Here is an 11,452-nt window from a genome sequence, read left to right on the forward strand (position 1 = left end):
AGTGGTCACCACTTGTACCCGACCTTCGCATACGCGAACGCGCCATTGAAGCCGAACGGCGAGTTGCCGCTGTACGGCAACTGGCCGCTTTCGCTGTTGGCGTAGATCGATTCGTCCGGATACTCGTTGAGCACGTTGTCGCCGCCGACGGTGAACTCCCAACCGTCGATGGCATAGGTCGCGGCCAGGTCGATGGTCCACTTCGCGCCGTAGGTCTGGTCGCGCACGCCGCTGGGGTCGTCGTTGAAGGTATGGAATTCGCCGTAACGCGTGCCGGTCGCGTCGAATCGCCACGGGCCGGTGCTCCAGCTGCCGCCGAGGAAGAACTTGTCGCGCGGCGCGCCCTGGGTGATGCGGCCTTGCTCGACCCGGCCGATGCGCTGCAGGTTCAGGCCGCCGGCGGTGAGTTCGGGCGGATTGGCGGCGATGCGCTCCAGGGTGGTCTTGTTGTGGTTGTAGCCGGCGGTCAGATCGAGCGCGCCGCTGCCGAGCGTCCATTTGTAGCTGCCGACGATGTCGATGCCGCGGGTGCGGGTGTCGACCGCGTTGGTGAAGTAGCGGCCGCCGGTGATGCCGGGATAACCGCGCGCTTCCAGGAAGCTCGCCACCGCCGGGCCGCGCAGGTTTTCCGACAGGATGATGCGGTCGTCGATGTCGATCTGGTAGGCGTCGACGGTGATGTACAGCGATTCGATCGGCTGCAGCACCAGGCCCAAGCCGATGTTGGTCGATTCCTCGGCCTTGAGCGGCTCGGCGCCGAGCGCGATCGCGGCCGGGTCGTCGACGGCGAAGGTGCGGACCTGGAACGGGGTCGGGTCGCCGAGCACGATCACGGTCTGGGTCGACTGGTAAAACTGCTGCTGCAGCGACGGCGCGCGGAATCCGGTCGACAGAGTGCCGCGCAAGGCAAGCTTGTCGGTGAAGGCGTAACGCGCCGACAGCTTGCCCGAAGTGGTTTCGCCGAAGTCGCTGTAGCTTTCGTAACGCGCCGCCGCGCCGAGCGACAGCTTGTCGGTCACGTCGGTTTCCAGATCGGCATAGAACGAATGGCTGTTGCGATTGCGGCGGCTGGCGTCGGACGGGGTGAAACCGGGGAACACCTGCGCGCCCGGCGCGCCGGGTTCGGGGCCGGCGACGTAGGACGCCAGTTCGCCTGCGCTCTGGTTGAATTTCTCGCCGCGCCATTCCGCGCCGAAGGCGAAGGTGAGCGGGTACTTCAGCCAACCCACGTCGAAGGCCTTGTTGAAATCGGCGTTGAGCACGTTCTGGGTCACTTCCAGCGCGCCGATGTAGAAATCATGCGGCGAGCTCGCGCCGAGGGTGCGGTTGAGGCTGTTGCGCACATCGAAATCGAGCTGGTTCTGGCCGTAGTTGTAGCTCAGGTCGAGGTTCCAGCCGCCGGCGGTCTGGCCGCGCAGGCCGAGCACCAGGGCGCGGTCCTTGCTGACGTTGTCGATCTGCGGCAGGAAGCCGTTCGGATACACCGACAGGATGTTGTTCGGATTGCCGGGCGCGCGGAAATAGCCGTTGGAGATCGCGCGGCGGCGGCTGGCGGTGCCGAACGAATAGAACTCGACTCCCTCTGCGGCTTTGTACTCGGCGTTAAATGCGACCGCGGCCTGATCGATTTCCGGATCGCCGTAGCGATGCACGACCTTGCCCGGCGGATTGCTGGTCGGCGTGACCGTGCCGAGGTAGGGCCGCGCGCGATCGGTGTTGTCGCTGTGGCCGCCCTGCGCGGACAGGTGCACGCTGCCGTTCTCGCCGAGCTTGAAGCCGGCATCGCCGGAGAGTTGATACTGCTTGCCGTCGCCGGCGCTGAACTGGCCGTAGCGCGCGGCGATGCTGCCGCCTTCGCCCGAGCCCTTGAGCACGATGTTGATGACGCCGGCGATCGCGTCGGAGCCGTATTGCGCCGAGGCGCCGTCGCGCAGCACTTCGACCCGTTCGATCGCGGCGATCGGGATCGCGTTGAGGTCGACCGGCGAGGAGCCGCGGCCGATGCTGTCGTTGAGGTTGATCAAGGACGTGGTGTGGCGGCGCTTGCCGTTGACCAGCACCAGCACCTGGTCCGGCGCCAGTCCGCGCAACTGCGCCGGACGCACCGCGTCGGTGGCGTCGGTGATCGCCGGGCGCGGGAAGTTCAGCGAGGGCAGGGCGCGCGACAGGGCGGTGGCCAGTTCGACGGTGCCGGTCGACTCCAGGGTCTGCGGGGAAATGATGTCGATCGGCGCGGTCGATTCGGCCACGGTGCGGTCGGCGACGCGGGTGCCGGTGACGATCAGGGTGTCGAGGTTGGTCGGGTTCGAGGCGGCGGCCTCGGGGGCGCCGGCGTCCTGGGCCCAGGCGGGCGAGCTGGCGAGGGCGATCGAAACGGCGGTGCTGAGCAGGGAAATACGACGGGACATGGTGACTCCGGGCGGTCGATCGGGGGACGTCGGGACGAACGCCGCCGCCGCGGCCGGCGCGAGGGGCGCTTTGCCGCGGATGGCGAGCTCGTTGACGCGTGGGGGCGGTCTGAGGCCGAGGTCCCGATTATTCGGTGCCCGCCCCGGGCGCGGCCGAACTTGTGTTCATGAGCAAATACCGATCAGTCATGCGACCATATCGGCATGATTTCTTTCCGTGATTTCGCCATGCGGCGCGGCGAACGCCTGCTGCTGTCCAACGTAGACCTGACCCTGCACGCCGGTTGGCGGGTGGGCGTGATCGGTCGTAACGGCACTGGTAAGTCGTCGCTGTTCGCCGCCATCCAGGGCGAGGTCGAGGCCGATCGCGGCGACATCGACGTGCCCAACCGCGTGCGCATCGCCAGCGTGGCCCAGGAAACCCCGGCCCTGGACGACCCGGCGCTGGACTTCGTCCTGTCCGGCGACGCCACCGTCTACAAGGTCCTGGTGGCCGAGCGCGAAGCGGTCGAGCGCGAGGATTGGGAAGCGGTTGCCGAGGCCCACCATCAGCTCGAAGAGCTCGGCGGCTACGACGCCACCGCGCGCGCCGGCAAGCTGCTGCACGGCCTGGGCTTCTCGCCCGACACCCACGAACGCGCGGTCAAGGAATTCTCCGGCGGCTGGCGGGTGCGGCTGAACCTGGCGCGCGCGCTGATGACGCCGTCGGACCTGTTGCTGCTCGACGAACCGACCAACCACCTGGACCTCGACGCGGTGCTGTGGCTGGAGCAATGGCTGCTGAAATACCCGGGCACCTTGCTGCTGATCTCGCACGACCGCGAGTTCCTCGACGAGGTCACCACCCACACCCTGCATCTGCACGACGGCAAGGCCAAGCTGTACACCGGCGACTACACCGCGTTCGAGCGCCAGCGCGCCGAACACCTGCGCCTGCAGCAGATCACCCACGAAAAGCAGCAGGCCGAGCGCGCCCACCTGCAGAGCTTCATCGACCGCTTCAGCGCCAGCGCGGCCAAGGCCAAGCAGGCGCAGTCGCGGGTCAAGCGCCTGGCCAAGATGGTCGGCACCGAGGCGGTGCGCATGGAACGCGCGATGCGGATCGAGTTCCCGGCCCCGGTCAAGCTGCCGCACGCATTGCTGCGCCTGGTCCATGCCGATTGCGGGTACGGCGACCACGTCGTGCTCGACGATGTCAGCTTCATCCTCGAAGCCGGCGATCGCATCGCCTTGCTCGGGCCGAACGGCGCGGGTAAATCGACCCTGGTCAAATCGCTGGTCGGCGAGCTGGAATTGTTGACCGGCGAGCGCGGCGGCCATCCGGACCTGCGCATCGGTTACTTCGCCCAGCACACGGTCGAATCGCTGCACGCGGGCGTGAGTCCGATCGACCATCTGGCCGAGATCGCGCCCGGCGTGCCGACCCAGCAGCTGCGCGATTTCCTCGGCAAGTGGAATTTCCCCGGCGACCGCGCGTTCGAATCGGTCGACGGGTTCTCCGGCGGCGAGCGCGCGCGCCTGGCCCTGGCGATGATCGCCTGGCGCAAGCCGAACGTGCTGCTGCTCGACGAACCGACCAACCACCTGGACCTGGACGTGCGCGAAGCGCTGGCCGAGGCCTTGTCGGATTTCGCCGGCGCGATTGTGCTGGTCTCGCACGACCGGCATCTGATCGGCCTGGTCTGCGAAACCTTCTGGCGCGTGGCCGACGGCGTGGCCCAGCCGTTCGACGGCGACCTCGATGCCTACGCGGTGTGGTTGCGCACCCGCGACAACAGCAACGATGGCAAGGGCGCCGCGGCATCCAAGGCCGCGGCTGCGGCTGCGGCCGCCGCGAGCGCGGCGGCACCGGCGACGAAATCCTCGCGCAAGGCCAACCCGCTCAAGCTGGCCGAAGCCGAAAAGCGCATGGCCGAGCTGGAATCGAAACTGCACACGCTCGACATGGACCTCGCCGACCCGACCAAGTACGCCGGCGGTGGCGACAACGCCGCGGAACTGGCGAAGCAGCGCGAGAAAGTCGCCGCCGAGCTTGCAAAGGCCGAGGCGGAGTGGATGGCGTTGTACGACGTGGCTTGAGGCTTGTTGTGCCGCCGGCGTGCGTTGAGCCGGCGGCGGCGTGTGCCATGGTCGACCTGTCGCGATCTCGGTAAACCACTCGAGATAAAATCATCTGGATTAGCCCCGTTTGCTGGGATAGATTGCGTGCCAGGAGATGGTCCGGCTGGGGCGGGTTCGCCGCAGCCACGGAGGCGGATGCCGTCCAGGACGATGGTCTTCGGCTTCGGGGAATTCGAACATGAAAGCAGGGAAGGGCCTTGTGGCCGCTTTCGTTGTACTGAGTGCGGGCGCCACCGTGACGGCCGTGTCCGATCCGGGCGCAGTGACGCAGTGGGCGCAGCGTATCGGTGCTTCGTCGGTCGCTGAAACCCGTGCCGTGCCGTTGCCGGCAGCTAGCGGGCACCGTTCAAGTCAGGTATCGATCGATCTGAGTCTCAACGGCGAGATCGCCGGGCTGGCCTCCGCCAACGAGCCGGTGACCGCGACCGTGGTCGTCGGCGGCCGGGTGTTCCCGGCGAACGTCCAGGGTGTGACGTACACCGCATCGATCAATGCCTTGAACGACGCCGAGATGGTGACGGTGGAGGTGGTTTCCACGCGCGCGCGGTACCGCTCCGTGCTCGGCAGCGCCGGCAAGTTGCAGGCCGTTTCCGGCGGCGATGGCGAGGTCACCCTGTCCGAGCGCGCCTCGTTGCGGGTGTCGCCGTTCAGCACCGCGCTGGCCTGGTTGGTGCGGATGGGATTGGAAGGCCGCGACGCCGCGAGCGACAGCGAGTTCGAAACCATGACCCGTTCGATCGTCGGCAACGATCTGATGATGGTTGCCTATCTGCTCGACGCGTTCGCGTCCGGCGCGGTCGCCTTGCCGCAGGGCTATCAGGACGGCCAGCAATTGCTGGAGGCGCCGGCCGCTTATGCGGAATTCCTCTGGACCCAGGATTTCTATCCGGCCTCGCAAGCCTATCTGTTCTCGCAAGCCGATTACGTACCGTTTACCTCGCTGACGCAGTTGCCCGACTTGACCGCGATGCTCGCGCCGCTGCCGATCAACGAACCGGCGGTGTCGTTGAGCGACTTGCAGTTGCTGTATCGTCAGAGCGACGGCAGCTTCGCCTTGTTCGAGGAAGAGGTGTTGGTCACCCATCCGCGCTACACCGCGGCGATCAACGGCCAAGGCGAGCTGTCGCTCACTCCGGTTGGCGAGGCCGGCACGCGCAACGTGCTGCGGTATCTGCCGTTCTCTCTGTTCCAACCGCTACCGGTGCATCGCGTCTCGCGCGGTCACAGGCTGCGACGCTTGGTCGTCGGCGACGATTACAGTCTGTGGGCTTCGCGTTCGCTGTGGTTCGATAGCCATCATTCGTCGGCAGGTGACTTCGAAGAGGAGACGGCGACTTACGCGATCTGGTCGGAGTTCGATCTGAATGCTGCGTCGCTGCAACACCCCTGGGGACAACTGCTGGGAGATGGCGTGCAGTTCCCGACCTACTCGCTGCCGAGCGCCTGCACCTCGACCCAGCGTGCCGCGTATCAGCCGGGATTCGGTAAATGCGCGCATGCTCCGTATTGGTTTCGCTACGGCCACGGCGGTTCCTTCAGCGCCGTCGACGGCGTCGGCGAGCGCATGGAGATCCTTCCGAGCTACGGCGTGGAACGTAGTTTCAGTTATCAACTCATCGGCAACGGCGCATTGCAGGTGGTGAGGGGCAACACGCCGATGGAGCCGGGGACCGACAGCACCTTCTGGCGTTATGCCGCCGGCAGCGCAGCCTCGCGTCCGCTGATCTATCTGGCGCGGGCGGCGGGTGGTTACTTCGTGGGCGCCAGCGTCGCGATGGTGCAACAGCCCGGCATCACGCTCGGATCGCCGCTGGGTTCGTGGCGAACACCGGCGTCCGAGGCTCGACTGGCGCGCTATCCGGCGGCTCGAATTTTCGAAATCCGCCGTTTCCCAGACGGAAGCGGACGTGATGTCAACATCATGGGCAACCAGGTGAGCTCTAGCCAGACCAGCTGGAACTACCCCACCGGCTCCGGCGTCCCTGACTATTCTTTCCGTGCGCTGTTTCCCAATCGGCCCACCTCATTCATCGTGGCCAATTGCACGCAGGCGTTTGCCACCGGAGCAGAAACCTGCGCGCCCTCGCGCGTGCGCTATTTCCGCCCGCTGTATCGGGTCGGCGCACGGCTGTATGGGGTGTCGGATTTCTATTCCAATGATTTCCTCGCCCCCGCCGGCTACACCGGGCCGTATCAGGTGCAATTGCTCGACTCGCGCGCGGACTATGTCGAATGCGTTGCCGGGGATTGCCTGGCATCGGTGCCGCCGACCGGGCCTTGATGCAGGGCCTCTACCGATGTGGGCGCCGTGCCCGCATCGGAGGTGTCGGGTTTTCGTTGATGCGTATCGCACGCTGACCCGGCGCGATGCGAAGCGGTAAAGGATGATTCGAATGGATGTACGTGGCCTTGTGTCGGTGGTGTGCGTGCTTGGGCTGGCCTCGTGTGCGAGCGGTGGGCCGTCGCCGTCGCATACTGACGCCGTCGCGCCGATACCTGCTTCGCTGGTCGTCGACCCGCTGCGCGGCGATTTCGACCCGATCACCCCCGGCGAGGCCGCCCGCGCCGATCGCCAGGGAGCCATCGTGCGCTGGGGCGGCGGGATCGAGCGGGTGACGTTCGAGGACGGCCGCAGCTGCTTCACGATGCGCGCCGCGCGCCTGAGTCCGGGCGGTCGGCCGGATTGGGGGCTGGAGTCCAATAACGAGCGTTTCGTCGCCTGCCGCGCCGGGTTCTACGACGCGCAGCGGTTCGCGCCGTTCCGCGAGATCACCTTCGTCGGTCGTATCGACGGGCATTCCGAGCTTGATGGCGAGCGCGTGGCGAGGATCGAGGCCCGGGTGGTGTATCTGTTTTCGGATTGCCTGGATACCGCCACCGATCCGCAGTGTGCCTATGGCCCGGTCGAGCCCGGGGCGGCGCCGAGCGAGCCCTGAAGGGGCACGGACCGCGCCCTGGCGATCGACGAAAAACGGCCATGAAACGACCCGCAAACCGGCGTGAAACGGTCCTGAAAAGAACCGCCGAGGCAGGCCGCGATGATCCGCCGGCCGGTCCGAACCGCGCGCCGGCGCTTGCATCGGCGCGATCCGCCCCCACACTGCCAGTCTGCCGTTCCCGAACACAGCCCACCGCCATGCCCATCTACGCCTTCCAGTGCAGCGCCTGCGGACACAGCTTCGATCGCCTGCAGAAGCTGTCCGACGCCGATCCGACCGTGTGCCCCGAATGCGGCGCCGAGAAGGTCGGCCGCCAATTGACCGCGCCCCAGTTCCGCCTGGCCGGCGGCGGCTGGTACGAGACCGATTTCAAGAAGGACGGCGACAAGAAGCGCAATCTGGCCGGCGAGGGCAGCTCCGGCGGTTCTTCGTCGGGCGGATCGGGTTCCGGTGGCGGCGACAGCAAGCCGGCCGAGAGCAAGCCTGCGGAAAGCAAGTCGGAAAAGAAGGCCGATCCGGCCCCGGCGAGCAAGCCGGCGAGTGGCGGTGCCGCCAGCTGAGCGGTGCGCCAGGCGGCTGTACGGCCCGCCAGCTCGTTCGACACCGACCCGATGGGGCGCCGCGAGGCGCCCTGTTTCGTTTCCGGGCTCGACGCAGCGGCGAGCCGCGCAGGTTCAAGCCGTCATCCCGGCGAAGGCGGGGATCCAGCGCTCCATCCAGGCATGACTGTGAAGTCGCGGATCCCAACATCCTGCGCTTGCCATGGTGATATGCCGCGCCAATTCCAGCCGACATCCCCGCGACGGCGGGATTCAGGGTCTGATCCAGGCAGGATTCTGAAGTCTCTGGATCCCCGCCTTCGCGGGGATGACGGTTGCGATGTCCGCGGTTCCCGGGATGACGACGCCAGCGGCGTTCATGCCCGCGGATATGTGGCTTGGCTCGCGGCATAAGGCGCATACGCCTTTGTCTAGTATTCTAGACAGCTCGGTCCCGGCCTCCGGCCGGTCAGCGATCGCGCCCGGCCACCCGCCGCGGCCCGGTCCGGACCCGCCCGCCCTTACCGGCCGATGCACCCCCACGATCCACAGATCGACCAATTCGGAGTTTCCATGCGTACCCACTTCTGCGGCCTCGTCGACGAGGCGCTGATCGGCCAGACCGTCACCCTGTGCGGCTGGGTCAACACCAATCGCGTCCAGAGCCACGTGGTGTTCACCGATCTGCGCGATCACGAAGGCGTGGTCCAGATCGTGGTCGATTCGGATATGGCCGATCTGTTCAAGACCGCCAGCGACCTGAGCGTGGAAAGCTGCGTGCGCGTCACCGGCACCGTGCGCGCGCGCGGCGCGGCCAATGACAAGATCCGCAGCGGCAAGGTCGAAGTGCTGCCGACCTCGATCGAAGTGCTCAACAAAGCCGAGCCGCTGCCGTTCCACGCCCACGAGAACGCCGGCGAGGAAACCCGCCTGACCTATCGCTACCTCGACCTGCGCCGTCCCGAAATGCAGAAGATGATGCGCACCCGCATCCGTCTGGTGCAGTCGCTGCGTCGCTGGCTCGATGCGCGCAATTTCCAGGACATCGAAACCCCGATCCTGACCAAGGCCACGCCCGAGGGCGCGCGCGACTTCCTGGTCCCGGCGCGCATGCACCCGGGTGAGTTCTACGCGCTGCCGCAGTCGCCGCAGTTGTTCAAGCAGATCCTGATGGTGGCCGGCTTCGATCGCTATTACCAGATCGCGCGCTGCTTCCGCGACGAAGCGCTGCGCGCCGACCGCCAGCTCGAATTCACCCAGCTCGACATGGAGTTCGCCTGGGTGTCCGAACGCGACGTGCAGGACACGGTCGAGGACATGATCCGGGTGGTGTTCAAGGAAACCATCGAGGTCGAACTCGACGCGCAGTTCCCGCGCATGACCTACGCCGAGGCGATGCGCCGCTATGGTTCGGATAAACCCGATCTGCGCATCGACCTGGAATTCGTCGACATCGCCGAGTTGGTCAAGACCTGCGAGTTCAAGGTATTCACCGACTGGGCCAACCACGCCGACGGCCGCGTGATCGCGCTGCGCGCGCCGGGCGCCGCGGGCTGGTCGCGCAAGCAGATCGACGAAGCCGGCGCGCACGCCGCCAAGTACGGCGCCAAGGGCCTGGCGTGGATGAAGATCGACGACGCGAGCAAGGGCCGCGAAGGCATCAACTCGCCGATCGCCAAGTTCCTCGACGACGCGACGCTTGCGAAGATCGTCGACGCCAGCGGCGCCCAAACCGGCGACGCGATCTTCTTCGGCGCGGCCGATTACAAGACCGCCAGCGATTTCATGGGCGCGTTGCGCTTGAAGCTCGGCAAGGATCTGAACCTGATCCAGGACGGCTGGAAGCCGCTGTGGGTCACCGACTTCCCGATGTTCGAATGGGACGAAGAGGCGCAGCGTTACGTGGCCCTGCATCACCCCTTCACCGCGCCGGCTGTGGACGACATCGCCGACCTGCGCGCCAATGCCAAGACCGCGGTGTCGCGCGGTTACGACATGGTGCTCAACGGCAACGAGATCGGCGGCGGTTCGATCCGCATCCACCGTCCGCAGATGCAGTCGGCGGTGTTCGACCTGCTCGGCATCGGCGCGGAAGAGGCCGAGGGCAAGTTCGGCTTCCTGCTCGACGCGCTCAAGTACGGCGCGCCGCCGCACGGCGGCATCGCCTTCGGCATCGACCGCATCGCCGCGCTGATGGCCGGCACCGAGTCGATCCGCGACGTGATCGCGTTCCCGAAGACCACCACCGCGCAATGCCTGATGACCGGCGCGCCGTCGCCGATCCCGGACGCGCAGTTGGCCGAGGTGCACGTGATGGTGCGGCCGAAGAAAGATCCGGCCTGATCGGGCCGCGCCGGACTTGGCCCGGCGCCGGTCGTCGCATCGATCCGGCTTCGTGCCGGGTCGGTGCTTCGATGAAATCCGATCGGGTTGACCCGATCCGATCCGTTGCCGCGCCGACACACTGTCGTTCCATGCGAGGCGTTATGACCAGTGAAACCCCGCAGTTCTCGATCCGCCGCGCCGTCGTCGCCGACGCGGCCACCGTGGCCGACATCGCCGCGCGCACCTTCGTCGAAACCTTCGGCGACCTGTATCCGCCCGAGGATCTGGCCTTCTTCCTGAAGGACAGCTACTCGGTCGAGAAGCAGGCGGTGATCCTGTCGCACCCGGACTACGCGATCTTCCTGCTCGAGCGCGACGGCATTGTCGTAGGCCACGCCGCGGCCGGGCCATGCGGCCTGCCGCACCCGCAAGTCGCCCCGGGCGACGGCGAGCTCAAGCGCCTGTACGTATTGCGCGAGGCGCAGAACGGCGGCTGGGGCGCGCGTCTGTTCGACACGGTTTTGGCTTGGCTTGAGCGGGAGGGGCCGCGCACCTTGTGGATCGGGGTGTGGTCGGAGAATTTCGGTGCGCAGCGGTTCTATGGTCGTTATGGGTTCGAGAAGGCCGGCGAGTACGAATTCATCGTGGGTGGGACGCGGGATCATGAATTCATCTTGCGGCGTAATGCGGTGAGATGATTTCTCTGGACTCGATGTCCTTGGTGCATCGACGTTCGTTTGGCTTGAGTCGTTATCCGCGAGTGGCGAGCATCGGTGCGCCTGCGCCTGCGCCTGCGCCTTGTTCTTGGTCTTGGTCTTGGTCTTGGCTTTCAACTCATCTCAGCTCATCTCAGCTCATCTCAGCTTCGGCTTTGAGCTTGAAGCCGCGCCTGTCTTCCAGCGCTGCGACGCTTATAACTCGCGTTAGCAAAAGCACACCCGAAGGGCGGCGCACATGGATGTGCGCCGTGCGCCACCGGGACAGGATGTCCCGTGTGGAGCATGCCTGCGTCAGCACCGATCGCGCGGGCACTTGATCCAAAGAAAGCGTTTTTCTTTGGTTTGCACTGTCAACGTCTAAGTGCATCAAACGAGTCAAACACGGCCTGGCGAACTTTCGC

Annotated in this window: 8 protein-coding genes; 6 read left to right on the forward strand and 2 right to left on the reverse strand. The window is 66.3% G+C overall.

The window, feature by feature from the left end:
* Positions 1 to 5: 5 nt before the first annotated feature.
* On the reverse strand, positions 6 to 2,408 hold the full coding sequence (locus tag AC3A4T_RS11985) for a TonB-dependent receptor plug domain-containing protein (protein ID WP_487675583.1): 2,403 nt from the start codon (positions 2,406 to 2,408) through the stop codon (positions 6 to 8).
* Between the two features lie 204 nt (positions 2,409 to 2,612).
* On the opposite strand from AC3A4T_RS11985, the gene AC3A4T_RS11990 reads away from it, so the two are divergent.
* From AC3A4T_RS11990 to AC3A4T_RS12015, 6 genes are all read left to right on the forward strand, one after another.
* Positions 2,613 to 4,487, forward strand: a complete 1,875-nt coding sequence (locus AC3A4T_RS11990) for an ABC-F family ATP-binding cassette domain-containing protein (protein ID WP_487675584.1) — start codon at positions 2,613 to 2,615, stop codon at positions 4,485 to 4,487.
* A gap of 136 nt (positions 4,488 to 4,623) precedes the next feature.
* The gene (locus tag AC3A4T_RS11995) at positions 4,624 to 6,810 is read left to right on the forward strand and encodes a hypothetical protein (protein WP_487675585.1); all 2,187 of its coding nucleotides are present in this window, start codon (positions 4,624 to 4,626) and stop codon (positions 6,808 to 6,810) included.
* 112 nt (positions 6,811 to 6,922) lie between these two features.
* A complete protein-coding gene (locus tag AC3A4T_RS12000; RefSeq protein WP_487675586.1) occupies positions 6,923 to 7,465 on the forward strand; it encodes a Slp family lipoprotein in 543 nt (180 codons plus the stop codon).
* A 41-nt stretch (positions 7,466 to 7,506) separates the two neighbouring features.
* Entirely contained in the window at positions 7,507 to 8,028 is a 522-nt protein-coding gene (locus AC3A4T_RS12005) for an FmdB family zinc ribbon protein (protein WP_487675587.1), read from the forward strand.
* Positions 8,029 to 8,580: 552 nt separating this feature from the next.
* Complete coding sequence (aspS, locus tag AC3A4T_RS12010) at positions 8,581 to 10,350, forward strand: aspartate--tRNA ligase (RefSeq protein ID WP_487675588.1); 1,770 nt, start codon at positions 8,581 to 8,583, stop codon at positions 10,348 to 10,350.
* A gap of 143 nt (positions 10,351 to 10,493) precedes the next feature.
* On the forward strand, positions 10,494 to 11,030 hold the full coding sequence (locus AC3A4T_RS12015) for a GNAT family N-acetyltransferase (protein WP_056105709.1): 537 nt from the start codon (positions 10,494 to 10,496) through the stop codon (positions 11,028 to 11,030).
* 151 nt (positions 11,031 to 11,181) lie between these two features.
* Here AC3A4T_RS12015 and AC3A4T_RS12020 read toward each other — a convergent pair.
* The coding region (locus tag AC3A4T_RS12020; RefSeq protein WP_487675589.1) for a hypothetical protein at positions 11,182 to 11,452 on the reverse strand (271 nt) is incomplete at its 5' end.

This window comes from Lysobacter sp. Soil_N_51 (assembly GCF_057655755.1).